This window comes from Rhizobium sp. KNZ14-9A, assembly GCF_056755015.1.
In genome coordinates this window covers 3,858,536-3,883,943 of sequence record NZ_JBPGXB010000002.1, presented here as the reverse complement: position 1 = coordinate 3,883,943, position 25,408 = coordinate 3,858,536, and the positions used below count along the sequence as shown (strand labels likewise).

General features: G+C 56.8%; 24 protein-coding genes. 11 read left to right on the top strand and 13 right to left on the bottom strand.

Features of this window, described 5'->3' with window-relative positions:
* Positions 1-19: 19 nt before the first annotated feature.
* Positions 20-1,411 (bottom strand): RsmB/NOP family class I SAM-dependent RNA methyltransferase, encoded by a 1,392-nt coding sequence (locus ACR9ZQ_RS26065; protein WP_481429031.1) that lies wholly within the window; start codon positions 1,409-1,411, stop codon positions 20-22.
* Positions 1,402-2,364 (bottom strand): zinc metalloprotease HtpX, encoded by a 963-nt coding sequence (htpX, locus tag ACR9ZQ_RS26060; RefSeq protein ID WP_481429030.1) that lies wholly within the window; start codon positions 2,362-2,364, stop codon positions 1,402-1,404. The genes ACR9ZQ_RS26065 and htpX overlap by 10 nt, the downstream gene beginning before the upstream one ends.
* A gap of 110 nt (positions 2,365-2,474) precedes the next feature.
* On the opposite strand from htpX, the gene ACR9ZQ_RS26055 reads away from it, so the two are divergent.
* Both ACR9ZQ_RS26055 and ACR9ZQ_RS26050 read left to right on the top strand, forming a co-directional pair.
* Positions 2,475-2,699 (top strand): DUF1674 domain-containing protein, encoded by a 225-nt coding sequence (locus tag ACR9ZQ_RS26055; RefSeq protein ID WP_310389758.1) that lies wholly within the window; start codon positions 2,475-2,477, stop codon positions 2,697-2,699.
* Positions 2,700-2,774: 75 nt separating this feature from the next.
* Positions 2,775-3,191 carry a thermonuclease family protein gene (locus ACR9ZQ_RS26050; RefSeq protein ID WP_481429029.1) on the top strand — a complete coding sequence of 139 codons (417 nt, stop codon included), beginning with the start codon at positions 2,775-2,777 and terminating at the stop codon, positions 3,189-3,191.
* A gap of 32 nt (positions 3,192-3,223) precedes the next feature.
* Here the strand turns inward: ACR9ZQ_RS26050 and acs are convergent, their stop codons facing one another.
* Positions 3,224-5,179: an acetate--CoA ligase gene (gene acs, locus ACR9ZQ_RS26045; protein ID WP_481429028.1), complete on the bottom strand. Its 1,956-nt coding sequence runs from the start codon at positions 5,177-5,179 to the stop codon at positions 3,224-3,226.
* 233 nt (positions 5,180-5,412) lie between these two features.
* On the opposite strand from acs, the gene ACR9ZQ_RS26040 reads away from it, so the two are divergent.
* A complete protein-coding gene (locus tag ACR9ZQ_RS26040) occupies positions 5,413-6,114 on the top strand; it encodes a DUF1013 domain-containing protein (protein ID WP_037102176.1) in 702 nt (233 codons plus the stop codon).
* Between the two features lie 71 nt (positions 6,115-6,185).
* Here the strand turns inward: ACR9ZQ_RS26040 and ACR9ZQ_RS26035 are convergent, their stop codons facing one another.
* Complete coding sequence (locus tag ACR9ZQ_RS26035) at positions 6,186-7,121, bottom strand: flagellin N-terminal helical domain-containing protein (protein ID WP_310389764.1); 936 nt, start codon at positions 7,119-7,121, stop codon at positions 6,186-6,188.
* A gap of 417 nt (positions 7,122-7,538) precedes the next feature.
* Positions 7,539-8,198 (bottom strand): YggS family pyridoxal phosphate-dependent enzyme, encoded by a 660-nt coding sequence (locus tag ACR9ZQ_RS26030; protein ID WP_310389766.1) that lies wholly within the window; start codon positions 8,196-8,198, stop codon positions 7,539-7,541.
* A 196-nt stretch (positions 8,199-8,394) separates the two neighbouring features.
* Here ACR9ZQ_RS26030 and leuS point away from each other — a divergent pair, with 196 nt between their 5' ends.
* Genes leuS through holA form a run of 3 tightly spaced genes read left to right on the top strand, consistent with a single transcriptional unit; the run spans position 8,395 to position 12,595 of the window.
* Complete coding sequence (gene leuS / locus ACR9ZQ_RS26025) at positions 8,395-11,025, top strand: leucine--tRNA ligase (RefSeq protein WP_481429027.1); 2,631 nt, start codon at positions 8,395-8,397, stop codon at positions 11,023-11,025.
* Positions 11,015-11,536, top strand: coding sequence for an LPS assembly lipoprotein LptE (gene lptE / locus ACR9ZQ_RS26020; RefSeq protein WP_310389770.1), 522 nt, complete (start codon positions 11,015-11,017; stop codon positions 11,534-11,536). The genes leuS and lptE overlap by 11 nt, the downstream gene beginning before the upstream one ends.
* Positions 11,537-11,548: 12 nt before the next feature.
* Positions 11,549-12,595, top strand: a complete 1,047-nt coding sequence (holA, locus tag ACR9ZQ_RS26015) for a DNA polymerase III subunit delta (protein WP_481429026.1) — start codon at positions 11,549-11,551, stop codon at positions 12,593-12,595.
* Here the strand turns inward: holA and ACR9ZQ_RS26010 are convergent, their stop codons facing one another.
* The 8 genes from ACR9ZQ_RS26010 to hemE all read right to left on the bottom strand — a co-directional run bounded on the left by ACR9ZQ_RS26010 (position 12,596) and on the right by hemE (position 21,376).
* The gene (locus tag ACR9ZQ_RS26010) at positions 12,596-13,477 is read right to left on the bottom strand and encodes a ParB/RepB/Spo0J family partition protein (protein ID WP_310389774.1); all 882 of its coding nucleotides are present in this window, start codon (positions 13,475-13,477) and stop codon (positions 12,596-12,598) included.
* 33 nt (positions 13,478-13,510) lie between these two features.
* On the bottom strand, positions 13,511-14,305 hold the full coding sequence (locus tag ACR9ZQ_RS26005) for a ParA family protein (RefSeq protein WP_310389775.1): 795 nt from the start codon (positions 14,303-14,305) through the stop codon (positions 13,511-13,513).
* Positions 14,306-14,324: 19 nt separating this feature from the next.
* A complete protein-coding gene (gene rsmG, locus ACR9ZQ_RS26000; protein WP_310389777.1) occupies positions 14,325-14,942 on the bottom strand; it encodes a 16S rRNA (guanine(527)-N(7))-methyltransferase RsmG in 618 nt (205 codons plus the stop codon).
* A 28-nt stretch (positions 14,943-14,970) separates the two neighbouring features.
* Positions 14,971-16,845 carry a tRNA uridine-5-carboxymethylaminomethyl(34) synthesis enzyme MnmG gene (gene mnmG, locus ACR9ZQ_RS25995; RefSeq protein ID WP_310389779.1) on the bottom strand — a complete coding sequence of 625 codons (1,875 nt, stop codon included), beginning with the start codon at positions 16,843-16,845 and terminating at the stop codon, positions 14,971-14,973.
* A gap of 65 nt (positions 16,846-16,910) precedes the next feature.
* Positions 16,911-18,233, bottom strand: coding sequence for a tRNA uridine-5-carboxymethylaminomethyl(34) synthesis GTPase MnmE (mnmE, locus tag ACR9ZQ_RS25990; RefSeq protein ID WP_310389781.1), 1,323 nt, complete (start codon positions 18,231-18,233; stop codon positions 16,911-16,913).
* 105 nt (positions 18,234-18,338) lie between these two features.
* Entirely contained in the window at positions 18,339-19,604 is a 1,266-nt protein-coding gene (gene rho, locus ACR9ZQ_RS25985) for a transcription termination factor Rho (protein ID WP_029868909.1), read from the bottom strand.
* A 198-nt stretch (positions 19,605-19,802) separates the two neighbouring features.
* Positions 19,803-20,339 (bottom strand): protoporphyrinogen oxidase HemJ, encoded by a 537-nt coding sequence (hemJ, locus tag ACR9ZQ_RS25980; protein ID WP_007813813.1) that lies wholly within the window; start codon positions 20,337-20,339, stop codon positions 19,803-19,805.
* On the bottom strand, positions 20,339-21,376 hold the full coding sequence (hemE, locus tag ACR9ZQ_RS25975) for a uroporphyrinogen decarboxylase (protein ID WP_310389785.1): 1,038 nt from the start codon (positions 21,374-21,376) through the stop codon (positions 20,339-20,341). Before hemE ends, hemJ begins: the two co-directional genes overlap by 1 nt.
* A 402-nt stretch (positions 21,377-21,778) precedes the next feature.
* Between hemE and ACR9ZQ_RS25970 the strand changes: the two genes are divergently transcribed.
* Genes ACR9ZQ_RS25970 through dnaQ form a run of 5 tightly spaced genes read left to right on the top strand, consistent with a single transcriptional unit; the run spans position 21,779 to position 25,405 of the window.
* Entirely contained in the window at positions 21,779-22,600 is an 822-nt protein-coding gene (locus ACR9ZQ_RS25970) for a pyruvate, water dikinase regulatory protein (protein ID WP_113322174.1), read from the top strand.
* 35 nt (positions 22,601-22,635) lie between these two features.
* Positions 22,636-23,235, top strand: a complete 600-nt coding sequence (locus tag ACR9ZQ_RS25965; RefSeq protein WP_310389788.1) for a Maf-like protein — start codon at positions 22,636-22,638, stop codon at positions 23,233-23,235.
* Entirely contained in the window at positions 23,228-24,085 is an 858-nt protein-coding gene (locus tag ACR9ZQ_RS25960) for a shikimate dehydrogenase (protein WP_310389790.1), read from the top strand. The genes ACR9ZQ_RS25965 and ACR9ZQ_RS25960 overlap by 8 nt, the downstream gene beginning before the upstream one ends.
* Positions 24,085-24,696 carry a dephospho-CoA kinase gene (coaE, locus tag ACR9ZQ_RS25955; RefSeq protein WP_310389792.1) on the top strand — a complete coding sequence of 204 codons (612 nt, stop codon included), beginning with the start codon at positions 24,085-24,087 and terminating at the stop codon, positions 24,694-24,696. The genes ACR9ZQ_RS25960 and coaE overlap by 1 nt, the downstream gene beginning before the upstream one ends.
* A complete protein-coding gene (gene dnaQ / locus ACR9ZQ_RS25950) occupies positions 24,689-25,405 on the top strand; it encodes a DNA polymerase III subunit epsilon (protein WP_310389794.1) in 717 nt (238 codons plus the stop codon). Before coaE ends, dnaQ begins: the two co-directional genes overlap by 8 nt.
* The last annotated feature ends 3 nt before the right edge of the window (positions 25,406-25,408 follow it).

The following is a 25,408-nucleotide window of genomic DNA, read 5'->3' as shown; positions in this document are numbered from 1 at the left end:
AGTTGGAATATAATAGAACTTAGACGCGTCTGAGCACCGCAGCGTAGAAGCCATCGAGGCCCGATGCAAAACCATCAGGCATATCCAGCATTGTAGGAAGTGTGCGGAACTCGCCCAGTGGTGTAATCGCCTGGCTCATACCGGGCCATTTTTCGGTGTCGATCGGCACCCGTTCAACGACCTTCACATCTTCGAGAACGCGCGCCACGACCTCCTCGCCTTCCTGCGGATCGAGCGAGCAGTTGGAAAAGACGAGCACGCCGCCAGGGTTCAGCAGGGTAATAGCATGGCGCAGAAGACGCTCCTGCAGTGCTGCGAGCTTGGTGATATCCTCGGCGCCTTTCGTCCAGAGCACGTCGGGATGCCGGCGCGTCGTACCTGTCGAAGAGCAGGGCGCGTCGAGAAGAATCGCGTCGAAACGCTCCGACGGTTCGAATTTCGTAAGATCCACCGCGATCGTATCGGCTTCGAGGCCCAGCCGCTCCAGATTGGAGCGTAAGCGCTTCAGCCGATTTTCGGACTGGTCGATCGCCGTCACCTTGCCACCGGCAAGGATGAGCTGTGCGGTCTTGCCGCCCGGCGCAGCGCAGAGATCGGCAACACGCTTGCCGGTGAGATCACCGAAGAGCTTCGCGGGAATGCTCGCGGCCGCATCCTGAACCCACCATTCACCCTCGTCAAAGCCGGCAAGCAAGGGAATACCGCCTTCAAAAGCGGAAAGTCGCACGCCGCCAGTGGGTAGCACAGTGCCGTTCAGGCGCTCCGCCCAGCCTGCGGCATCGGATTTAACGGTAAGATCGATCGCCGCCGGCTCAAGCTGGGATTCCGAAATGGCAAGTGCCCGCTCTTTCCCATAGGCTTTTTCAAGCCGCGCGATGAACCACGCCGGCATTGGCGGAATGTCAGCGATCTCGGCAAGGATATGCTCCTTCTCACGGCTAAGACGGCGCAGGATCGCATTGACGAGCTTGGCGAAACGCCGATTGCGAGGATCCTGATTGGCCTGTTCGACCGAAAGGTCGACGGCGGAGTGATCGGGAACGTCGAGATAGAGAATCTGCGCAGCTCCAACGGCAAGCACATGATGCAAAGCTCGGGCACCTTCCGGCAACGGCGTTTCGAGCAGCGAGGCAATGGCGGCATCGATGCGAGGCAGATGCCTAAGGGTGGTGTTGAGGATGGCGCGAACCAGAGCACGATCGCTTTCCCCGAGCGCCTTGTAGGCCGGATTTCCATGCTCGTGATCCAGCGCGCCATCGAGCGGCAGTTTTTTGTCGACGACGGCGGCAAGGATTTTTGCGGCTGCAGCACGCGCCGGCAGGCCGGGTTTTATCGGCGCCTGCGCTGAGCGTTCTGGGGAAGGTTTATGTTTGTGAACTGGCTTCTTCTTGCCGTCTGAATTCAAGACCACGGACCCTTTGGCGGTTGCGAGCCACCGCCGCCGGAACCCGTATTCGGAACCGAGCGCGATTTGCGTGTCGGATTAGCAGCACGAACCGGCCGCGTCGAGACGTCGAAACCTCCCCGTGCCATTTCCTGCAGGGCCGCAATACGATTTTCGGTGTTCGGATGGGTCGAAAACAGGTTGTCCATGCGCTCGCCGGAGAGCGGATTGATGATGAACATATGCGCGGTGGCCGGGTTGCGTTCAGCGTCGTAGTTCGGCACATGCGCCGCACCGCGGGCAATCTTGCCGAGCGCGGAGGCCAACCACAGCGGGTTGCCGCAGATTTCAGCACCCCGCCTGTCGGCCGAATATTCGCGCGTGCGGCTGATTGCCATCTGCACCAGCATGGCGGCAAGCGGCGCAACGATCATCGCGACGAGCACGCCGACGAAGCCCAGGGCATTGTTGTTGTTCTCGCGGTTGCCGCCAAAGAAGAAGGCGAAATTGCCGAGCATCGAGATCGCACCGGCAAGCGTGGCGGTGATCGTCATGGTCAGCGTATCGCGGTTCTGGACGTGGGCAAGCTCATGCGCCATCACGCCCGCAACTTCTTCTGGCGAGAGGGCGGCAAGCAGGCCGGTCGAGGCCGCGACGGCAGCGTTCTCCGGATTGCGCCCGGTCGCAAAGGCATTCGGCTGAGGGCTGTCGTAGAGATAGACCTTCGGCATCGGCAGGCCCGCATTGTGGGCGAGATCGCGCACGATACGGTAAAATTCCGGGGCGTTGCGCTCATCGACCTCCTGCGCCCGATAGGCCGATAATACCATCCGGTCGGCATTCCAGTAGGAGAAGAAATTCATGCCGGCAGCGATGAGAAAGGCGATCATCATGCCGCCTCTGCCGCCGATCAAAAAGCCAACAAACATGAAAAGCGCCGTCATGAAGGCAAGCAACATGGCAGTACGCACGAGGTTCATCAGAGGTCTCCATCTCCTTGATTGCAGCGCGATGCTTTAAATCCTGGCGCCAACGCACTATGATTTGGTTATTCGCCAGCCATTTTCAATATTTTCAGGCGGGAGTCAGCATGCAGACGGCCGATAACGATAATGTGGAAACCCCGGTGCCAGAGGGCTCCGAGCCGCCGCGCAAGATGCTTTCCCCTGCCGCGAAGCGTGCGTTGGCCGAAGCCGAGGAGCGCCGCAAAAACGCCAGGCTTGCCGATCTGCCACCGGAGATCGGCGGACGGGGCGGAGCTGAACCCTCCCGCTTCGGCGACTATGAAATCAACGGCCGTGCGATCGATTTCTAGGTAAATATTCCCATTGACTTCAGGGCATAATCGGAATTTATTCCTGTTATGCTTAAGCCGCTTTTGATTCTTCTGTTGTCTCTTTCGTCTGTGCCGGCCCTTGCGGCACGGGACGAAATCGAAGGTCCTGTATCGGCGAAGATTATCCGGATCATTGACGGCGATACGCTGCTGGTTGCAGCAACACCCTGGCCGCAGCAGACCATGGAAGTCTATGTCCGCATTCGCGGCATAGATGCGCCCGAAATCCATTCGAAATGCGCTGAAATCCGGAAGGCCGGTCTCGAGGCAAGAGACGCGCTTGAACAAATGATATCAGGCGTTTCCAATATCCAGCTGAGGGAGATCGCCGGCGACAAATATTTCGGACGAATTCTCGCCAATGTCACTTTCGCGGATGGGCGCAATCCTGCACAGGATCTTCTTTCGGAAGGACTGGTCCGCACCTATGACGGCGGTCGCAAACCACGGGTTTTCTGCGCGGAAGAATAGGGCCGCTCCTTACGATGGAGCGGCCCTTTGACTCAAGCCGTAGCCTTGTTCTGCCGGTTAGTGATCAGATCTTCGACAACGGCCGGATCTGCCAGCGTCGAGGTATCGCCAAGCGAACCGAAATCGTCCTCGGCAATCTTGCGCAGGATGCGGCGCATGATCTTGCCGGACCGGGTCTTCGGCAGGCCGGGCGCGAACTGGATTTTGTCGGGCGCTGCAATCGGGCCGATTTCCGCACGCACATGCTTGACAAGCTGCTGGCGCAGCTCGTCTGTGCCCTCATTGCCCGCCATCAGCGTGACGTAGCAATAAATGCCCTGGCCTTTGATCGGGTGCGGATAACCAACGACGGCAGCTTCCGAGACGAGATTGTGCGAGACGAGGGCGGATTCGACTTCCGCCGTACCGAGACGATGGCCGGAGACGTTCAGAACATCGTCGACGCGGCCGGTGATCCAGTAATAGCCGTCTTCGTCGCGGCGGCAGCCGTCACCGGTGAAATATTTGCCCTTATAGGTGGAGAAGTAGGTTTGGATGAAGCGCTCGTGATCGCCATAGACCGTGCGCATCTGGCCGGGCCAGCTATCGGTGATGCAGAGATTGCCGTCGGCGGCACCTTCCAGCACCTTGCCTTCATTATCGACGAGCTGCGGCTTGACGCCGAAGAAGGGCTTGGTGGCCGAACCGGGCTTGAGGTCGGTGGCGCCCGGCAATGGCGTGATCATATGGCCGCCGGTTTCCGTCTGCCACCAGGTATCGATCACGGGGCAACGCTTGTCGCCGACGACATTGTAGTACCATTCCCAAGCTTCCGGATTGATCGGCTCGCCGACCGTGCCGAGCAAGCGCAGGCTCTCGCGGGAAGAGCGGGTAACGAAATGGTCGCCGGCGCCCATGAGCGAGCGGATCGCCGTTGGCGCCGTGTAGAAGATATTGACCTTGTGCTTGTCGATGATTTCCCAAAAACGGCCCTGGTCCGGGAAATTCGGCACACCTTCGAACATCAGGGTGGTGGCACAGTTCGCGAGTGGCCCGTAGACGATATAGGAGTGACCGGTAACCCAGCCGACATCGGCCGTGCACCAGTAGATATCACCGGGGTGGTAATCGAAGACATATTCATGTGTCATCGCCGCATAGACGAGATAACCGCCCGTCGTGTGCAGCACGCCCTTCGGCTTGCCCGTAGAACCCGAAGTGTAGAGGATGAAAAGCGGGTCTTCCGCCCTCATCTTCACCGGCGGGCATTCCGGCTTCACCGTGGCGATTTCCTGATGGTGCCAGAGGTCGCGACCCGGCGCCCAGCCGGTCTTGCCGCCAGTGCGGCGCACGACGAGCACCTTGTTGACCGTGACATGCTGGCGGGCCGCAATATGAATGGCGGTATCCGTATTGTCCTTTAGCGGAACCGGCTTACCGCCGCGGATGCCCTCGTCGCAGGTGATGATGAAGGTGGATTCGCAGTCGACGATACGGCCGGCCAGCGCTTCCGGCGAGAAGCCGCCGAAGACGACGGAATGCACCGCGCCGATGCGGGCGCAGGCGAGCATCGCATAGGCCGCTTCCGGGATCATCGGCATGTAGATGGTGACGCGGTCACCCTTCTTGACGCCATGCTTCTTCAGCACGTTCGCCATGCGGCAGACATGCTCGTAGAGCTCGTTATAGGTGATCTTTTTATCGATATAGGGATTGTCGCCTTCGAAGATGATGGCGGTCTGATTGCCGTTCGTCTTCAGGTGACGATCGATACAATTATAGGAAACATTGGTCTGGCCATCCTCGAACCACTTGATCGAGACTTTGCCGGTAAAGGACGTGTTCTTGACCTTGGTGTAGGGCTTGAACCAGTCGATGCGCTTGCCGTGTTTGCCCCAGAACTTGTCGGGGTTTTCAATGCTTTCCTCGTACCATTGCTCGTACTTGGCCTGATCGATCAGCGCACGGGTCTTCACCGGTTTGGAAACCGGATAGATCTTCTCCGACATGGGAACTCCTCCTCACAAGGCTATGCAACGGCCGATGGTTTCGACGCAGCGACCGGGACTCGAATTGCGTAATTCATATCAGGTAGTCTGATGACGGCAATTAGACAAAGGTCATTTCATTTCTGAAGAATTGCAATTCTGCGACAGTGCGGTTATATAGCGCCATATTTCCCGGACATTGTGGTGACAATCCACGGACCGCGACCGGCGCGGACGATAGAAGGACTATATCCATGGCTCAACAGCTGCTCATGCCGAAGGCGACTGCCATCTGGCTCGTCGACAATACAGCCCTGTCTTTCGACCAGATCGCTCAGTTTTGCAAACTGCATCCGCTCGAAGTCAAGGCGATTGCCGATGGTGAAGCCGCGCAGGGCATCAAGGGCCTGGACCCGATCGCCACCGGCCAGCTTTCCCGTGATGAAATCGCCCGCGCAGAGGGCAACCCGAACTACAAGCTGAAGCTTTCCGAGCCGAAGGTCCGCGTGCCGGAATCCAAGCGCCGTGGCCCGCGCTATACGCCAGTTTCCAAGCGTCAGGACCGCCCGAACGCCATTCTCTGGCTGGTTCGCAACCATCCGGAACTGAAGGATGCCCAGATTTCGCGTCTCGTCGGCACCACCAAGTCGACGATCGAGCAGATCCGCGAGCGCACCCACTGGAATTCGGCAAACCTCGCACCGATGGACCCGGTCACACTCGGCCTTTGCAGCCAGATCGATCTCGACATGGAAGTGGAAAAGGCATCCAAGGGCCGTCCGCTGCCAACCGCTGCCGAACTCGGCGCAACGCTGCAGTCCGCTCAGGAAACCGAGCGTCTGACGCCGAGCTATGAGCGTGAGGAAGAAAAGGAAATCGACGCCGATGCCGTCTTCCGCAAGCTGAGCTCGCTGCGCTCGACCCCCAAGGACGAGGATGAAGATGATCACTTCTGAGATCGTCATATCCTGAAATGAATAAACCCCGCCAGTGGCGGGGTTTTTTGTTGCCGTTCTCCTGCGCGCTATTAGCTGCGGAAGAGCGAGAGAATGTTCTGCGCCGAGGAATTGGCGATCGAGAGGGACTGGATCGCGAGCTGCTGCTGCGTCTGCAGGGCAGAGAGCTTGGAGGACTCTTCTTCCATGTCGGCGTCGACGAGGCGGCCGACACCGGAGTCGATCGAGTCACCCAGAGCGCTGACGAAGGTTTCCTGCAACTGAATTCGGGTCGAAATCGAGCCGAGCTGTGAACCTGCATTCGTCATGGCCTGGAGCACGAGTTCGACGCCGGAAAGCGCTCCATCGAGCTGGCCCTGAGTGAAGGTGGTGATGTCGAGTGCATAGATCGACGGCATCACGATGGAGACGTTGCCATAGGTGCCGTTGAATGCGGTACCGATGATGCCGCTCGTCGTTTGGATCGTGCCGTTGCTGTTCATGCCGAACAGCACGTTGCCGAGCGTGCCGGCATCAAGAACATAGTCCGTCATCTTGACCGAAACGGCATTGGAACCGTCACGGACGAAGGAGGAGACGACGCTCTTCGTGCCCGAAGCGCCGGCAACCCAGTTTTCACCGGAGAAGGACGCCGACTGAGCGATGCTTACCAGCTGTTCCTGCAGCTGGTCGATTTCTTCCTGGACCTTGGTCTTGTCGACGCCCTTTTCCGTAGCGGCGACGATCTTGGACTTGATTTCGCTGACGACGTCGATGGCATTGTCCATGGCAGTGTAGGCCGTATCGACCTTTGCAGCGCCGAGGCCGAGAGCGTCGGAAACAGCCGAGAGGGCCTTGTTGTCCGAACGCATGGTCGTTGCGATCGACCAATAAGCAGCGTTGTCGGCAGCTTTGTCGATACGATAGCCCGAGGAGACGCGGCCCTGGGTATCCTTGAGGCTGTCATTTACGCCGCGCAGGGTCTGCAGCGCTGCCATAGCAGCGTTGTTGGTGAGGATGCTTGTCATGTTCCGTTTTCCGCAATCAAAGTGAAAGGGGTCATCCGGACGAGTCCGGTAACGGCGACGCTTCATGCAAAACCCAGGAGAGCTGGGTCATTGCCGTTAACGAATGGTTGCGCCCAACATAGTTAATAATTCCTCAATTAGCTTTGCTGAAAATTTAATTTAAGTTCTCGTTAGGGCTTGCGGCGGCAGTCAATCGGCTTTGGAAAAGCGCGAGAAATCGTCAAAAATTATTCAATAATTTAAGTATCTTAGGGGAATGCCGCGAACGATGTGTGGTCGGGCATTAACTAGAAAAGCCGCGCGCTTAAACTTTTTTTCGAATTAATGAATATTATCGCTTTCCAAACAACGGCCACCGGATACCTCTTCGAATCATGAGCAATCCTCCGATTCGAAGAGATCGTTTTCCGCCATTTGTTAACGCGTGCCGAAAATCGCCGAGCCGACGCGCACGCTGGTGGCACCGAACGCAATGGCAATCTCGTAGTCACCGGACATGCCCATGGAGAGTTTTTTGACGCCGCACTTTTCCGCGAGCTTGGCGAGCAGGGCGAAATGCGGACCGGGATTTTCATCCGCCGGCGGAATACACATCAGCCCTTCAATGGCAAGGCTGAGCTCATCGCGACAGAAGTTCACGAAAGCTGCCGTATCGTCAGGTGCAATGCCGGCCTTTTGTGGCTCCAGGCCGGTATTGACCTGCACATAGAGACGCAGCGTCTTGCCCTGCCGCTTCATTTCCTCGGCAATGGCGCGCGCGATCTTCTCACGATCAATGGTCTCGATCACGTCGAAGAGCGCAACCGCTTCGGCAGCCTTGTTGGATTGCAGCGGACCAATGAGGTGCAGCTCGATGCCGGGCGTTTCCGCCTTCAGTTCCGGCCATTTTCCCTGGCTTTCCTGAACGCGGTTTTCTCCGAAGACGCGCTGACCGGCTTCGATCGCCAGGCGAATGGTATCGGCCTCAAAGGTCTTGGAGACCGCCACCAGCTGCACGGAACGTTCCGGACGACCCGCATCCCGCCCCGCTGCAGCAACCCTGGACCATACTTCTTTCAACCGCTCTTGAAGTTCCATCGTTTCGTCCCGATAACAGGCATAAATTCATCGGCAATGCACTACTGGGCTGCCGTGGGCTTGCCAAGGCTTCTCTCCGTGAAATCGCCTCATAGCCAAGATCGAACGCGTGAAGCGCCTGCAAAACTTGACGCTTGGTTGGTTTCATGGTGAAGGTCTCGACCAACCTCCCCTGATTTTCCGGAAATTCTGATACATGGCTACCGAACGTTACAATCCGCGCGACGCCGAGCCCCGCTGGCAGCAGAAATGGAACGAGGAAAAGGTCTTCGAGACCGATAACTCCGATCCGCGCGAGAAATATTACGTCCTAGAGATGTTCCCCTATCCGTCGGGCCGTATCCACATGGGCCATGTCCGCAACTACGCCATGGGTGACGTCGTGGCACGCTACAAGCGTGCTCGCGGCTATAACGTCCTTCATCCGATGGGTTGGGACGCCTTTGGCATGCCAGCGGAAAATGCGGCGATGGAGCGCGGCGTACACCCCGCATCCTGGACTTATCAGAATATCGGCTCGATGAAGGCACAGCTGAAGGCGATGGGCCTGTCGCTGGACTGGTCCCGCGAATTCGCGACCTGCGATGTCGAATATTACCAGCAGCAGCAGCATCTCTTCCTGGACTTCCTGGAAAAGGGCCTCGTGTACCGCAAGCAGTCCAAGGTGAACTGGGATCCGGTCGACAACACCGTTCTCGCCAACGAACAGGTCATCGACGGCCGCGGCTGGCGGTCCGGCGCGCTGGTCGAACAGCGCGAACTGACGCAGTGGTTCTTTAAGATCACCGATTTCAGCCAGGACCTGCTGGACGCGCTCGATACGCTCGACCAGTGGCCGGAAAAAGTGCGGCTGATGCAGAAGAACTGGATCGGCCGCTCTGAAGGTCTCACGATCCGCTGGGAGGTCGTCCCGGAAACCGCACCTGCCGGCGAAACCGAAGTGGTGGTCTACACGACCCGTCCGGATACGCTGTTTGGCGCCTCCTTCCTGGCGATCGCCGCTGATCATCCGCTCGCCAAGGAGGCCGCGGGAAAGAATGCTGACATCGAGGCCTTCTGCGAGGAATGCCGCCGCGCTGGTACCTCTCTTGCCGCACTCGAGACGGCTGAGAAGAAGGGCATGGATACCGGCATCCGCGTGAAGCACCCGCTCGATCCTTCCTGGGAGCTGCCGGTCTACGTCGCCAATTTCGTCCTGATGGATTACGGCACGGGCGCCATCTTCGGCTGCCCTTCCGGCGACCAGCGAGACCTGGATTTCGCCCGCAAATATGGTCTGCCGGTCGTGCCGGTCGTCATGCCTAAGGACGGCGATGCCGCAAGCTTTACCATCGGCGATGTCGCCTATGACGGCGAGGGCGTGATGATCAACTCGCGCTTCCTTGATGGCAAGACGGCGGACGAAGCTTTCCAGATCGTTGCCGACAAGCTGTCGTCCACTCTGCTCGGCAACGCGCCGCAGGGCGAACGCAAGGTCAATTTCCGCCTGCGTGACTGGGGTATCTCCCGTCAGCGTTACTGGGGCTGCCCCATCCCGGTTATCCATTGCGATGACTGCGGCGTCATCCCGGTTCCGAAAAAGGACCTGCCGGTAAAGCTGCCGCAGGATGTGACTTTCGATCAGCCGGGCAACCCGCTGGACCGCCACCCGACCTGGCGGCACGTCGCCTGCCCGCAATGTGGCAAGGATGCGCGTCGTGAGACGGACACGATGGACACATTCGTCGATTCGAGCTGGTACTTCACCCGCTTCACGGCCCCCTGGGAGACGCAGCCGACCGACCCGGCTGCGGCCAACCGCTGGCTGCCGGTAGACCAGTATATCGGCGGTATCGAACACGCGATCCTGCATCTGCTCTATTCGCGCTTCTTCACCCGCGCGATGCGCGAGACAGGCCACGTGGATGTCAAGGAGCCTTTCAAGGGTCTCTTCACCCAGGGTATGGTGGTCCACGAAACCTATAGCCGCGGCGCGGGCATGCATCGCGAATGGATTTCCCCCACCGATATCCGCATCGAGGAGATTGACGGGAAGCGCAGCGCTTATCTGCTGGAAGGCGGCGAAGAAATCACCATCGGCTCGATCGAAAAGATGTCGAAGTCGAAAAAGAACGTCGTAGACCCCGACGATATCATCGCCTCCTATGGCGCCGATACTGCCCGCTTCTTCGTTCTGTCAGACTCTCCGCCCGAGCGCGACGTGATCTGGTCGGAAGCCGGCGTTGAAGGTGCTCACCGCTTCACACAGCGGCTGTGGCGTCTGATTTCGGAAGCGGCTGAAGTGCTCTCCACCGTGGAACCGAAGACGGCGAAAGACGGCGAAGCCCTCGCAATCTCTCAGCTCGCCCACAAGACGCTGAAGGCAGTCCAGAACGACTATGACAGGCTTTGGTTCAACAAAGCAGTCGCCCGCATCTACGAACTCGTCAACGCGCTGGCAGGCCCGCTGACGAAGGTCGCGGCCGGTGAGGGCGATGCAACCTATCGGGCTGCAATCCGCGATGCGGCTGAGATCCTCATCCAACTCGTCGCGCCGATGACGCCGCATCTGGCTGAGGAATGCTGGATGACCCTCGGCAACAAGGACCTCATCGCCCATACGACCTGGCCGGATTTTGATGAATCGCTCGTCGTCGAGAACGACGTGATCCTTCCCGTGCAAATCAACGGCAAGAAGCGCGCCGAATTGACAATTTCTCGCGACGCAGATCAAAATGCCGTCACCGAAGCCGTGCTGGAATTGGACGCGGTGAAGAATATCTTGAACGGTCAAGCACCGAAAAAAATCATCGTGGTTCCACAGAGGATTGTAAACATTGTCGTCTGATTTCGCCCGCAAGCTTGCGCGCCGCGCCGGCATCGTCACGATCCTTGTCTCTACGGCGTTTCTTTCCGCCTGCCAGGTTCGGCCGCTCTATTCCGAAAACACCGGCGTTACCGAAAAGCTCGGCTCCGTCGGCTTTTCCGAAGCGGGTACACGTGTCGGACAGGAAGTTCGCAATCATCTGATCTTCCTGGCTTCCCGCGGTGCCGGGGAAGTCGAGAAGCCGGATTACATGGTTGATATGCAAGTTTCGTCATACGTTGCCGATACTTTGCTTGTTCAGTCCTCGGATACGTCTCGCGCAGGCCGCGCGACCGTTTCGGTTAGCTACACTTTGCGCACCACTAAAGACAATCAGGTGATCAAGGCAGGCAGACGCGAAGCGACGGCCCTGGTAGACTTCCCGAGTCAGGAATTTGCAAAGCAGCGCGCCATCCGTGATGCCGAAAATCGCGCAGCCAATCAGGCGGCCGAATTCGTTGGAGCGGATCTTGCCGCCGCACTCAGCCGCTAAGGGAGCGGTGGCGTGGCGGAAATCAAATCCCATGAGTTCGAGGGGTTTCTGCAGAAATCCGCACGCCTGTACCGTATCTATCTGATCTATGGTCCGGACCGTGGACTCGTTTCCGAGCGCGCCGGTATGATCGCTGGAAAGACGGGCATAGATCAGAACGATCCGTTCTCCGTCACCAAGCTTGATGTCGGCGATCTGCAGAAAGAGCCTGGCCGGCTGGTTGATGAAGCCCAATCCATCGGTCTTTTCGGCGGTGAAAAGCTAATATGGGTAAAGGGTGGCGCGAATGAGAAATATCTCGTCGATGCTGTCGCGTTTCTGTCCGGCGCTTCCCTGGAAGCAGTCAGCATCATCATCGAAGCAGGTGACCTGAAAAAGGGATCTGCCTTACGCAAGACAGTCGAGGCTGCTCGTAGCGCAGCAGTTGCCATCCCCTGCTATGCTGACGACGGCCGAGCGCTGAACGCGCTGATCGACAACGAACTTTCCGCCGAAGGGTTGGGCATAACGCCTGCTGCCAGGCAAGCTCTCGTCGCGCTGATCGGGGGCGACAGAATTGCTTCGAGAAACGAAATTCGCAAACTGGCGCTCTATTGCCGAGGCATGGGAACGATCGATGATCATCACGTTACCGAAATAATCGGGGACGCCAGTGCAATTTCGGTCGATGATGCTGTGGATGCGATATTGAGCGGCAACAGCAACAGTTTCCTGCATGCGATGCAGAAGATCACCAGTTCCAAAACCTCGGTTTTTCTGGTTCTCCAAGCCTGCCTTAGACAATTTCAGCTTCTCGATACGATGCGCGCTGAGATGGATGAGAAGAGACTGCCGCCCGCGCAAATCATGCAGACGCTGGGCAGACATCTTCATTTCCGCCGCAAGCCGATTATAGAACAAGCGTTAAAAAGCTGGAGCGCAGACGCCATCTCGCGTGAAACAAAGCGCCTGCAGGCAGCCGTTCTGCAAACGAGACAGCGTCAGATATTGGAAGACAGCATCGCCATGCAGACATTGCTCTCCACGACACTGCAGTCGGCAAGACGCCCTCAAGCCTGATTAGCGGCGCTCCAGAAGCCGGCAGACTTCCTCGAGCTGCTCCAGGGATTTGTAGGAGATGCGGATCTGGCCGCCACTGGCCTTGTGATTGATGGATACATCAAGTCCGAGCGTATCCGATAGTGTGCGCTCCAGAGCCAGCGTATCGGAATCCTTCTGGTTCCTTTGAACAGGTGCGTGTGGCTCTGACTGAGCCTTGATGTCGTTCTGCGCAAGCTTCTCCGCATCGCGCACCGACATGCCCTTGGAAACAATTGTACGCGCAAGTGCCGAGGGGTCCGATGTCGAAACCAGCGCACGCGCATGCCCCGCGGAAAGGCTCCCAGCAGCCAGCATGTCCCGAACGGGCTCAGGCAGCTTCAATAGGCGCAACGAATTGGCGACATGGCTGCGGCTCTTGCCGATAATCTCACCGAGATCATTTTGGGTATATCCATATTCGGCGATGAGCTGCTCATACCCGAGCGCCTCTTCGAGAGCATTGAGATCGGAGCGTTGGACGTTCTCAACGATCGCAATTTCCAGCGCCGTCTTGTCATCAACATCCCTGATAATAACAGGGATTTCAATCAAACCCGCCAGTTGGGCTGCCCGCCAACGTCTTTCGCCGGCTATGATTTCATAGCGGTCCCGCGCGAGCGTTCTGGCGACGATTGGCTGCACGATCCCATGCTGGCGGATCGAGCTCGCAAGGTCGTGAAGCTCGGCGTCATCGAAGAAACGACGAGGGTTGCGAGGGTTGCGAGTGACGAACTCGATGGGGATCATCCGGTCGGCGCTGACCGTAGGCCGCTCCGCCTCGGCCGGAACGGGCTGATCCATTTCACCTATAAGGGCTGCGAGGCCACGGCCAAGCCGTCTTTTCGATGTATCGTCATTCATGTTCAAAACTCGCTTACTCTGTCATGCAGTCTTTCAAGCTGCCAGTCTCTGCCGCTCCCGCTGGATAACTTCCGATGCGAGCTGCAGATAGGCCTGGCTGCCGGCGCACTTGAGATCATAGAGAATAGCCGGCTTGCCGTATGAGGGCGCTTCTGAAACACGAACATTCCGCGGGATAAGTGTGTGATAGACCTTTTCACCGAGATGAGTCCGCACGTCGTTGACGACCTGCTGTGCCAGATTATTACGAGCATCGAACATCGTCAGCACGATGCCTTGAATATCGAGCTGAGGATTGACCGTTCCGCGGACCTGGTTGACGGTCTCCAGAAGCTGGCTCAAACCTTCAAGCGCGAAGAACTCGCACTGCAGCGGTACCAGCACGGAATGGGCAGCCGCCATCGCATTCATCGTCAGCAGGTTGAAGGAAGGCGGGCAGTCGAGAAGAATGTAAGAAAAAGACACCGCTTCGGGGGAAGACAATGCCTTTTTGAGCTTGAAGACGCGATCATTCTGCTGGGAGATTTCCATCTCGACTCCGAGAAGATCCATCGTCGACGGAACAATAAAGAGATTAGGAACTGCCGTTTCCAACGCAGTCTCAGCGACACCAGCTTGCCCGACCATCAGATCGTAAGAGGAAAGCTTACGATTGCGTCTATCAATACCCAAACCAGTGCTTGCATTGCCCTGTGGGTCCAGATCGATAATCAACACCCGCTCACCAATGGCGGCGAGAGCGGTTGCCAAATTGATTGCGGTGGTCGTCTTGCCGACGCCACCCTTTTGATTTGCGATGGTGATAATCCGATTACGTTCGCCCGCCATTGCCGCAATATCCGTTTCGTTAAACCAGGCGCTGGAGACTTGATATTTCGAGAATTACAGAATCTTGCTCAACAGCGCTATTGTGTTCTAGCAGATCAAAACTCCAGCGGCCACGTGCTTTCTGGATCTCTCTTTGGTAATCCCGGCCTTTATGAAAATATGCGCGATTATTTTCTTTTCCAACCATCCATGGCGCCGCGTATTCAATCAGCTTATCGAGATCGGCTAGCGCACGGGCGGAAATAGCATTACAAGCAGCTATTGCTACCGGCGCATCTTCAATCCTTATGGCATGTACCTCGCCTCGCGCGCCGGTCTCTCGTAAAGCGGTACGCAGAAATGCCGCCTTCTTATTGTTGCTCTCCACCAAGTGAACCCAACCCTGTTGCTGTTCGGCCAAGAAGATCGCGGTGATCACACCGGGAAAACCGCCACCGCTTCCGAGATCGATCCAGGTTTGAGGGTGAGGGGAGATCTGAAATATCTGCGCACTATCCGCGATATGCCGGTTCCACATATCACTCATGGTCGAAGGCGCGACGAGGTTGATCGCCTTGGCCCATTTGGTGAAAAGCTCTGCGAAATATTGCAGACGTTCTTGTGTTTCACGTGAAACACGCAATCCGTTTAATTCCATTCCCGAAGACTCTCAAACCTTGCGGCGACTACGCGACCTGCCCACGAACACTTTCACCGCGACGCAAGTGCACGAGCAAGAGCGAAATCGCCGCTGGCGTCATACCTTCCACTTTCAGAGCCTGAGCGATGTTGGCGGGCTTTTGTGTGTTGAGCTTATTCTTCAGCTCATTCGAGAGTCCCGATAGACTGCTGTAATCAAAGCTCTCAGGAATCAAGCGCGCCTCATCTCGCCGCTGTGCCTCGATGGCCGCGGTCTGACGATCCATATAAACCGAATAGATCGCCTCGATCTCCAGAGCCTCGACAACCTTCTTAGAGAAGGACTTCAGATCTCCCCACACCTGCTCCAACTGCGAAAACGCATATTCGGGATAGGACAGAAGTTCATAGGCTGTTCGGCGCTGGCCGTCGAGATTAAGATTAAGTCCTGCCTTACGCGCTTCATTCGGCGTAACGGATAAAGACTGAAGGAGCGTTCGACCGCTCTCCAACTCGTCTTGATATGCCGCAAAACGAGCTTGGCGTTCACTGGAAACACACCCAAGTTCGATCGCGCCTCGCGTAAGCCTCGCGTCAGCATTATCGGCGCGGAGTGTCAATCGATACTCCGCGCGAGACGTGAACATTCGATACGGCTCCGTAACACCCCGCGTCGTCAGGTCATCAATCATGACGCCGATATAGGAGTTTGTACGACTGAATATAAAAGGTTTGGAATTGCCACTCGACAATGCGGCGTTGAGACCTGCAGCAAGACCTTGGGCGCCAGCTTCCTCATAACCCGTCGTCCCGTTAATCTGACCAGCCAGGAAAAGCCCTGGTAGTTTTTTAACTTCCAATGTTGCCGTCAACTCTCTTGGATCGACATGGTCATATTCAATCGCGTAGCCAGGATGCAATATTTCTACGCGCTCCAAACCAGGAATCGTCCTGATGAACGCGGCTTGAACGTCGGCCGGCAGCGACGTTGAAATCCCGTTTGGATAAACGGTATTGTCGTCAAGCCCTTCAGGTTCCAAGAAAATCTGATGTCCGTCCCTCTCACCAAATTTAACGAGCTTGTCTTCAATCGATGGGCAATATCGCGGACCGACACCTTCGATTTGTCCAGAATACATCGCCGATTTTTGCAGGTTAGCGACGATGATACGGTGCGTCGCCTCTGTTGTTCTCGTTACGCCGCATTCGACCTGTGGATTCACGATCCGATCGGTCATGAAGGAGAACGGCACCAGCTCGTCATCGGCAGTTTGACGCCCGACAGATTCCCAATCAATCGTTTTCCCGTTCAAGCGAGCCGGTGTCCCTGTCTTAAGACGGCCCAGCTTCAAACCCAATTGCAGGAACGTCGTGGAAAGCCCCATCGAAGGTGGCTCCCCGGTGCGTCCTGCAGGTGTCTTCTCATTTCCTATATGGATAAGTCCCCGAAGGAACGTGCCTGTCGTAATAACAACCGACGGGCCTACGATGAGCCTTCCGTCTTTCATTATTACGCCAGCGACTCGATTGCTTTTGATATCCAGATCAAATGCATCGCCTTCGATCACATCAAGGTTCTCAATTGCCTCGATGGCATTCAACATGGCGAGGCGATAGAGCTTGCGATCGGCTTGGGTGCGCGGACCACGAACCGCTGCACCCTTCTTCTTGTTCAACATACGAAACTGGATACCTGCGGCATCAGCAATACGACCCATAAGACCATCCATCGCATCAATCTCGCGAACAAGATGGCCCTTGCCAAGCCCGCCGATGGCCGGATTGCAGGACATTACGCCGATCGTGTCGCGCCGATGCGTGATCAAGGCAGTTTTTGCGCCCATCCTCGCGGCAGCCGCGGCTGCTTCTGATCCGGCATGACCGCCTCCGATCACGATAACGTCATAACTACTGGCGCTCATGCGCTACTCCACAAAAGGTTTCACGTGAAACTTCTCACGCCGCTGCCGCCGGCGTTCCACGTGAATCATTTTCCGATACAAAACTCCGAAAAGATGACGCCAAGAAGATCTTCAACGTCGACCCGTCCGGTGATGCGCCCCAGATGATCACCGGCGAGTCTTAAAGATTCCGCCCTGATCTCCAGGCTTTGCTCTGCCTGATCGATTGCCGCCGATAGGGTAATCAGGCATTTCGAGAGCGAATCCTTATGCCGCTCCCGTGTCGGAACGGATAGAGACAATCCCTCAAACTTCTGTTCGATGAAGGAAGAAACAAAGTCCCGAAGTTCCGGAAGGCCTTCACCTGTCATTGTAGAAATCTGAAGGTCGTATGAAGCAGTTGAAGGATATAGGTCCCGCTTGGTGCCGACAATAACATGCGATGAAGCGCGTTCCAAGTCGATAGGATCTATTGGTGATGGCGACCCCATGTCAGTCAGAAAGAGCACGAGATCAGCATTGTTCAACGCCAGCTGTGCTCTCTTGATACCTTCCTGCTCCACTATATCGCCGGTGTCTCTCAGACCCGCTGTGTCATAAAGCTTGACCAGATAGCCATTCAGATTGATATCGACATGAAGCACGTCGCGCGTCGTGCCTGCTATGTCGGTAACGATCGCCACGTCCCTTTGCGCAAACCAGTTCATCAGGCTGGACTTTCCAGCATTGGGCGCCCCGGCAATAACAACTTTAAAACCATCTCGGACAATCTCTCCCATTTCAGCATGGGAAAGATGATCCTCCATCTCTCGCCGAAGCTCCGCCAACGACACCCAGATCTGATCCGAGACAGACCCGGGAACGTCGTCTTCATCCGCAAAATCCAGTTCAGCTTCAATCAAAGCGCGAGAGCGTGTAATTCGTTCCGCCCACGAATCATATAGGCGCGACAGCCCGCCGGAGCTCTGCTCCAGCGCTAGACGACGCTGCATTTCCGTCTCAGCTGCTATAAGGTCCGCTAACCCCTCGACCTCAACGAGGTCAAGCTTGCCGTTTTCAAAGGCGCGACGGCTGAATTCACCTTCCATTGCAAGTCTGGTCCCGGAAAACGTTGCCAGTTCTCTCGAGAGAGCCGATATAACTGCCTTCGAACCGTGAACCTGGAATTCGGCGGAGTCCTCGCCGGTAAAGGAAGCCGGACCAGGAAAGAAAAGAACCAGCCCGGCATCGATCGGAAAACCATTCCGAGTCCGAATCGTTCTGTAGGCGGCCGTTCGCGGTGATGGAATCCCACCGATCAGCCCCTCTAGGATTAGACAGGTCTGGGGGCCACTGACGCGAACAACCGACACGCCTGACGGCGGGGCGCCGCTCGAAAGAGCAAATATGGTGTCGTTCCACGTTTCCATATGGTCTTTGACCTATCGGTTCGTTTCCGAATCAATTCAAAACAGAAAAGGCTGGTAGTCGCGCGAACGACCCACCAGCCTCTGTCTGAGGAATCCGGCTAATAATCAGGTATTCATCGAGTCGAAGAAGTCACCATTATTCTTCGTCTGTTTCAGCTTGTCGATAAGGAATTCAATCGCATCGGTCGTCCCCATCGGAGCGAGGATACGGCGCAGAACGAAGATCTTCTGCAGATCCTGACGCGGAACGAGCAGGTCTTCCTTGCGCGTTCCCGACTTGAGAATATCCATGGCCGGGAAGATACGCTTGTCAGCCACCTTACGGTCGAGAACGATTTCAGAGTTACCGGTGCCCTTGAACTCTTCGAAGATAACTTCGTCCATACGGCTGCCGGTGTCGATGAGAGCCGTTGCAATGATGGTCAGCGAACCACCTTCTTCAATGTTACGTGCTGCACCGAAGAAGCGCTTCGGGCGCTGGAGCGCGTTGGCGTCGACACCACCAGTCAGAACCTTACCAGACGAGGGAACGACGGTATTGTAGGCGCGGCCAAGGCGGGTGATGGAATCGAGCAGGATGACAACGTCGCGGCCGTGTTCCACGAGGCGCTTGGCCTTTTCGATCACCATTTCTGCGACCTGGACGTGCCGAACCGCCGGCTCGTCAAATGTAGAAGAAATGACTTCGCCGCGGACTGAACGCTGCATATCCGTGACTTCTTCCGGACGTTCATCGATCAGCAAAACGATCAGATAGCATTCCGGATGGTTGGCGGTGATCGAGTGAGCGATGTTCTGCAGGAGAACCGTCTTACCCGTACGTGGCGGAGCAACGATCAGGCCGCGCTGGCCCTTGCCGAGAGGCGCCACGAGATCGATCACACGGGGCGAAAGATCCTTGGAGGTTGGAACATCCAGTTCCATCTTGAAACGCTCGTTCGGATAGAGCGGCGTCAGGTTGTCGAAGTGAACCTTGTGACGGATCTTTTCGGGATCATCAAAATTGATTGTGTTGACCTTGAGAAGCGCGAAATAGCGTTCGCCTTCCTTCGGACCGCGAATCGGACCCTCGACCGTATCGCCAGTCTTCAGAGAGAAGCGGCGAATCTGGGAGGGAGAGATGTAGATATCGTCCGGGCCGGGCAGATAGTTAGCATTTGCGGAGCGCAGAAACCCGAAACCATCCTGCAGGACTTCAACGACACCTTCGCCGATGATTTCGATATCCTGACTGGCAAGAACCTTGAGGATTGCAAACATGAGCTCCTGCTTGCGCATCGTGCTCGCATTTTCGACCTCGAGCGATTCGGCAAAAGCCAGAAGATCCGTCGGGGATTTACTCTTAAGTTCCTGAAGCTTCATTTCAGCCATGAAGTGACCAATACTCGTTATTTTATAAGGGGAAAGGCGATGTTGGGTCGTATTCGGTACTGCGAAAGGGGCTCGCAGGCGACTGAACTCTACACACATGCCACGAAGATGAGATGGGCGGAAAATAGCGAGTCGGAACCCGACCCGCAAGGGGGCTGCTTAAAATGACTGAAATTTAACCTCAGCAACCCCTGGGCTTCAAAAAGGCTTCACCACCACCAAGATGACGATGAGGATCATCAGTGCCGTTGGCGCCTCGTTCATGAAGCGCCAGTAACGCGCCGAACGACGGTTTTCATCCCGCTCGAACGCCCGCACGGCTCTGCTGAAAAAGACATGGACGATTGTCAGGAGGACAACCAACCCGATCTTCGCATGTAGCCAACCGCCGTGGAAACCATAGACCGACCAGGCAAGATAAAGACCAAGGATCCAGGTCAGCATCATCGCCGGGTTCATGATGATCTTGAGCAGCCGCCGCTCCATCACCTTGAAGGTCTCGGATTGAACCGAGCCAGGTTCTGCATCCGTGTGGTAGATGAAAAGGCGGGGCATGTAGAAAAGCCCCGCCATCCACGAGATCACGGCGATGATGTGAAGGGCCTTGATCCAGAGATAGAGATTATCAGGGTTCCAGACGAAGAGCCCGACAGCCAGAAGAGCGAAGAAGGCCAGCGCAAAATGGGCACGCCGGCGGGCATAGGCACCCGGCTTTTGATCAGTCTGCTTTTCCATCACGCAGCCCTCATGCCACGCACGCGATCGACAAGAAGGCGTACATTCTCCGGATCCGCTTGCGGCGTTATGCCATGACCCAGATTGAAGATCAGCGGTCCGTTTCCGAGCGCTTGAAGAATATCGTCGATACCTTCCTCCAGTGAACGACCGCCAGCCACGACACGCATTGGGTCGAGATTGCCCTGCACGGGTCCGTCCTTCTGCAGCTCGGCGGCAAAGGCAAGTGGTACGGACCAGTCGAGCCCGATCGCATCTGCTCCGGTTTTCTGCCGGTAAGTCTTGAGCATGTAGCCCGCACCTTTGGCGAAGGCGATGATCCGCGCTTGCGGCCGCCGCGCCCTGATCGACGCGATCATCCGCGCCATCGGACGGATTGCGAAAGCTTCAAATTCCCTCTCGCCGAGGACACCGGCCCAGGAATCGAAGATTTGCACCGCATCAGCGCCAGCATCGATCTGCGCGACGAGATAATCTGCAGAGACATCCGCAAGCAGCATCAACAGGTATTCGAAGGCGCGCGGATGCCTGTAGGCGAAGAGCCGAGCGGGTGCCTGATCTGGCGTGCCATGACCGGCAATCATGTAGGTCGCAACCGTCCAGGGCGCGCCACAGAAGCCAAGGAGGGTTGTCTCGGTGGGCAGCTCATTCCTCAGGCGCTTCACCGTCTCCAGGACTGGCTGCAGGTAATCGACAACGCTTTCTCCATCCAGGCCGGCGATACCCGCCTCGTCGATCGGATCCATCTCAGGGCCATGCCCCTCGGTAAAGCGTACATTGCGCTTCATCGCATCAGGGATGACCAGGATATCGGAAAATAGGATGGCGGCATCGAAGCCATAGCGGCGTATCGGCTGAAGCGTGACCTCGACGGCATGCTCAGGCGAATAACAGAGATCGAGGAAACTCCCGGCCTTCGCGCGCGTTTCCCTGTACTCGGGCAGATAGCGACCCGCCTGCCTCATGAGCCAGAGGGGTGGGGGCGTCAGGGTCTCGCCATCAAGAACCCGCATAATTTTCCGGCGCGTTTCGCTCAAGCGCTTCTTCCCTATAAAAATACAAAGATATTTTAAAAGGTTTCTATTTCTTAGAGTCGGTGTCTATCAAGGATTAAAATCCATCCACCGACAGCGCGATTTGTCACGCAGGCTGGGTTAGCGGGAACCAAGATTCGCATATTTGCGCTTAAAGCGGTAGGAAACTCGAATCCCGCAGAGATTCCAGAAGCTTCCAGGAATTCATTTTGTCACCCATCTTGTGGATAAGCTGTGCATTGTTTTGGGAAGCATAACCACAGTCCCCACACTCCACAGGTATCTCTGAAACGACCTCCGAAAGTTCCGGATGTGGATAAGGAGGCATGTTTTCCCTTGCCTCGATCCCGGCCACGCCATTAGCTCTTCGCTGTCCAGTGTTTTCAACAGGCAGCGGAAAATAGCGTGGAGAACAGAACGAACTTCTTCCATCTGCATCTGATTTCTGACTCGACCGGGGAGACTCTGATCTCCGCCGGCCGGGCCGCGTCGGCGCAGTTCAAGTCTTCTCAGCCGATCGAACACGTCTATCCGCTGATCAGAAACCGCAAGCAGCTGATGCCGGTGCTTCAGGCGATCGACAGTGAACCCGGCATTGTTCTGTACACGATCGTCGATCCGGAGCTTGCCAGCATCATTGATGAACGCTGCGCAGAAATGGGTGTGGCCTCCGTCAATGTTCTGGAACCGGTTATCGGCGCATTCCAAATCTATCTCGGCGCTCCCTCCAGAAGGCGGGTCGGCGCTCAACACGTGATGAATGCCGGCTACTTCGCGCGCATCGAAGCGCTGAATTTCACGATGGACCATGATGATGGTCAGATGCCGGAGGATTATAATGATGCTGACGTCGTCATCGTCGGCATCAGCCGTACGTCGAAGACGCCGACCAGCATTTATCTCGCAAACCGTGGCATCAAGACCGCGAATATCCCGATCGTCTATGGCGTGCCCTTGCCCGAGGCTTTGGCGGCGGCGACCAAACCGCTGATCGTCTGCCTCATCGCCACCACCGATCGGATTTCTCAAGTCCGTGAAAATCGTCTGCTCGGATCGACGCCGGGTTTCGACCAGGAACACTATACCGACCGTGCAGCAATCTCGGAGGAGCTGAAGTATGCGCGCTCTCTTTGTGCCCGTCATAACTGGCCAATGATCGACGTCACCCGGCGCTCGATCGAGGAAACGGCAGCGGCGATCGTTGCCCTGCGCCCAAAGCTGCGTTAAGCGCTGAACAACTGAATCGCTCCCGAGGAACTGGGATGACACCAAAGCTCGTTCTCGCATCGTCGAGCCCATTCCGGCGGATGCTGATGGAAAATGCCGGTCTGGCTTTTGAAGCGCATGCCGCTCAAATCGATGAACGGGCAATCGAGGCTCCTCTGGAAAAATCGGGCGCCACGCCCGATCAGGTGGCGCTCGTTCTTGCCGAAGCAAAGGCGGATGAGGTCAGCCGGCGCTTCGGTGGTGCGCTCGTCATCGGCTCCGACCAGACGATGTCGCTTGGCGCTCAGGTCTTTCACAAGCCGAAGGATATGGCGGATGCAGCCAATCATCTGAGCATACTTGGCGGCAGAACACACCGCTTGAACAGCGCGATTGCGATTGTCAGAGATGGCGAAGTCCTATGGCAGCACGTGGCGCATGCGGAACTGACGATGCGTCCGCTGACCGATGATTTTATTGCGCGCCATCTCAAGCGCGTGGGACCAAAGGCTCTGGCAAGCGTCGGTGCCTATCAGCTTGAGGGGGAAGGGATCCACCTGTTCGAGAAGATCAACGGAGATTATTTCACGATCCTCGGTCTGCCGATGTTGCCTCTCCTTGCAAAACTCCGGGAACTGGATGCGATCGATGGATGATTCACGTGAAACACATGGGCCGAAAGCGTTTGTCACGGGTTTTCCCGTCAAGCATTCGCGCTCACCATTGATCCACGGCTACTGGCTGAAGACGCTCGATCTGCCCGGCAGCTATCGGGCGCATGAGGTTGCCCCGGAAATCTTTGCGGATTTCATCGCCTCGTTAAGGGACGGTAGTGCCGGTTTCGTTGGCGGCAATGTCACGATCCCGCACAAGGAGATGGCGTTCAAACTGGCGGACCAACCGGACGAACTCTCGGAAGAACTCGGCGCATCGAATACGCTGTGGCTGGAGGATGGAAAACTTCTTGCGACGAACACGGACGGCCGCGGCTTTACCGCCAATCTCGATGAACGCCATCCCGGCTGGGACCGACATGACCGAGTCGTCATCTTCGGCGCCGGCGGTGCAAGTCGCGCTGTCATTCAGGCGGTCCGCAACCGCGGCTTGAAAGAAATCCACGTCGTCAACCGCACAGTCGAGCGGGCGCAGGAGCTGGCCGACCGCTTCGGCCCGAAGGTCCATGCGCATCCGACCGCAGCACTCGCCGAAGTAATGACCGGGGCGGGGCTATTCATCAACACCACCTCTCTCGGCATGGACGGAGAGGCGGCACCCGCCATCGATTTCTCGCCAATGCTTTCGGACGCAGTCGTCACGGATATCGTCTATGTGCCGCTGAAAACACCGATCCTCGCACAGGCAGAGGAACAAGGTTTTGCCATCGTCGATGGCCTTGGCATGCTCCTGCATCAGGCGGTTCCGGGATTTGAAAAATGGTTCGGCATGCGGCCTGTCGTTGATGAAACGCTGCGCGCATTGATAATAGCGGATATGGAAAAACACTGATGCTGAAGATCGGCCTCACCGGCTCCATCGGAATGGGTAAGTCGACGGCGGCGAAGCTCTTTGCCGAAGCCGGTGTCGCGGTCAACGATTCTGACGCTGTTGTGCACGATCTTTATGCGGGCGAGGCGGCGCCTCTGGTCGATGCAGCTTTCCCGGGCACAATGAAGAACGGTACCGTCGACCGTCAGGAACTTGGCCGGCAACTCGCTCGAGATCCAGCTGGCTTCAAGCGGCTCGAACAGATTGTTCATCCCTTGGTGCGCAAGCGGGAGAATGAATTCCTGGCACGGCAGGAGGCCGCGGGAGCAGATATGGTCCTGCTCGACATTCCCCTCCTTTTCGAAACCGACGCCGATCAGAGGGTGGATGTTATTGTCGTCGTCAGCGCCGATCCACAGATTCAGCGGGAGAGGGTGCTTGCGCGGCCGAACATGACGGAAGAAAAATTCAATATGATTCTCTCCCGCCAGATATCAGATACAGAAAAACGCCGTCGGGCCGACTACATCGTAGATAGCAGCCACAGCATCGAGACGACAAGAAAACAGGTGGCAGATATCGTCGCCGACTTGAAGAAGCGGATAGCGAAGGAAGAAGTCCCACATGCGTGAGATCATTTTCGATACGGAAACCACCGGCCTCGACAACCGCATGGACCGCATCATCGAAATCGGCGGTATTGAACTCTTCAATCATTTTCCGACAGGAAGGACGCTCCACCTCTTCGTCAATCCGGGTGATCAGAAGGTTCATCCCGATGCGCTCGCCGTCCACGGCATCACCGACGAATTCCTGAAGGACAAGCCGCCTTTTGCCGATGTCTTCGAGCAGATTCTGGAATTCTTCGGCGACGGCAAGTGGATCGCCCACAACGCCACTTTCGACATGGGCTTTGTGAATGCCGAGCTTGCCAGGCTCGGCGTTCCGCCGATCCTGCCGGATCGCGTCGTCGACACGCTCTCGCTTGCTCGCCGAAAGCATCCAATGGGACCGAACTCGCTCGATGCTCTCTGCCGCCGTTACGGCATCGACAACTCGCACCGTACCAAACACGGCGCTCTCCTCGACTCCGAACTTCTCGCCGAAGTCTATATCGAGATGATCGGCGGCAGACAGGCTGCACTGGGGCTCGGCGTTACAGGATCTGCGAGCCAGAACAAGAGCGATGCCGAGGTGGAAGAAGTCGTTGTCGCTGCCATCATGGAGAGGCCGCGGCCGTTGGCGCCGCGATTGAGCGAAGCGGAAGTTGAGGCACATGACGCTCTCATCGCCAAGCTTGGTCAAAAGGCCGTCTGGTCGAAATACGACCAGCTCAACTGAAAA

Excerpts from the sequence above, each read along its gene's own strand:
- ACR9ZQ_RS25965 (WP_310389788.1), top strand. The coding sequence starts at position 22,636 with ATGACACCAAAGCTCGTTCTCGCATCGTCGAGCCCATTCCGGCGGATG.
- ACR9ZQ_RS26005 (WP_310389775.1), bottom strand. The coding sequence starts at position 14,305 with ATGGCGGGCGAACGTAATCGGATTATCACCATCGCAAATCAAAAGGGT.
- ACR9ZQ_RS26035 (WP_310389764.1), bottom strand. The coding sequence starts at position 7,121 with ATGACAAGCATCCTCACCAACAACGCTGCTATGGCAGCGCTGCAGACC.
- ACR9ZQ_RS25960 (WP_310389790.1), top strand. The coding sequence starts at position 23,228 with ATGGATGATTCACGTGAAACACATGGGCCGAAAGCGTTTGTCACGGGT.
- acs (WP_481429028.1), bottom strand. The coding sequence starts at position 5,179 with ATGTCGGAGAAGATCTATCCGGTTTCCAAACCGGTGAAGACCCGTGCG.
- ACR9ZQ_RS26030 (WP_310389766.1), bottom strand. The coding sequence starts at position 8,198 with ATGGAACTTCAAGAGCGGTTGAAAGAAGTATGGTCCAGGGTTGCTGCA.
- leuS (WP_481429027.1), top strand. The coding sequence starts at position 8,395 with ATGGCTACCGAACGTTACAATCCGCGCGACGCCGAGCCCCGCTGGCAG.
- ACR9ZQ_RS26010 (WP_310389774.1), bottom strand. The coding sequence starts at position 13,477 with ATGAATGACGATACATCGAAAAGACGGCTTGGCCGTGGCCTCGCAGCC.
- rho (WP_029868909.1), bottom strand. The coding sequence starts at position 19,604 with ATGGCTGAAATGAAGCTTCAGGAACTTAAGAGTAAATCCCCGACGGAT.
- htpX (WP_481429030.1), bottom strand. The coding sequence starts at position 2,364 with ATGAACCTCGTGCGTACTGCCATGTTGCTTGCCTTCATGACGGCGCTT.
- ACR9ZQ_RS26055 (WP_310389758.1), top strand. The coding sequence starts at position 2,475 with ATGCAGACGGCCGATAACGATAATGTGGAAACCCCGGTGCCAGAGGGC.
- ACR9ZQ_RS26040 (WP_037102176.1), top strand. The coding sequence starts at position 5,413 with ATGGCTCAACAGCTGCTCATGCCGAAGGCGACTGCCATCTGGCTCGTC.
- rsmG (WP_310389777.1), bottom strand. The coding sequence starts at position 14,942 with ATGGAATTAAACGGATTGCGTGTTTCACGTGAAACACAAGAACGTCTG.
- mnmE (WP_310389781.1), bottom strand. The coding sequence starts at position 18,233 with ATGGAAACGTGGAACGACACCATATTTGCTCTTTCGAGCGGCGCCCCG.
- mnmG (WP_310389779.1), bottom strand. The coding sequence starts at position 16,845 with ATGAGCGCCAGTAGTTATGACGTTATCGTGATCGGAGGCGGTCATGCC.
- dnaQ (WP_310389794.1), top strand. The coding sequence starts at position 24,689 with ATGCGTGAGATCATTTTCGATACGGAAACCACCGGCCTCGACAACCGC.
- hemJ (WP_007813813.1), bottom strand. The coding sequence starts at position 20,339 with ATGGAAAAGCAGACTGATCAAAAGCCGGGTGCCTATGCCCGCCGGCGT.
- coaE (WP_310389792.1), top strand. The coding sequence starts at position 24,085 with ATGCTGAAGATCGGCCTCACCGGCTCCATCGGAATGGGTAAGTCGACG.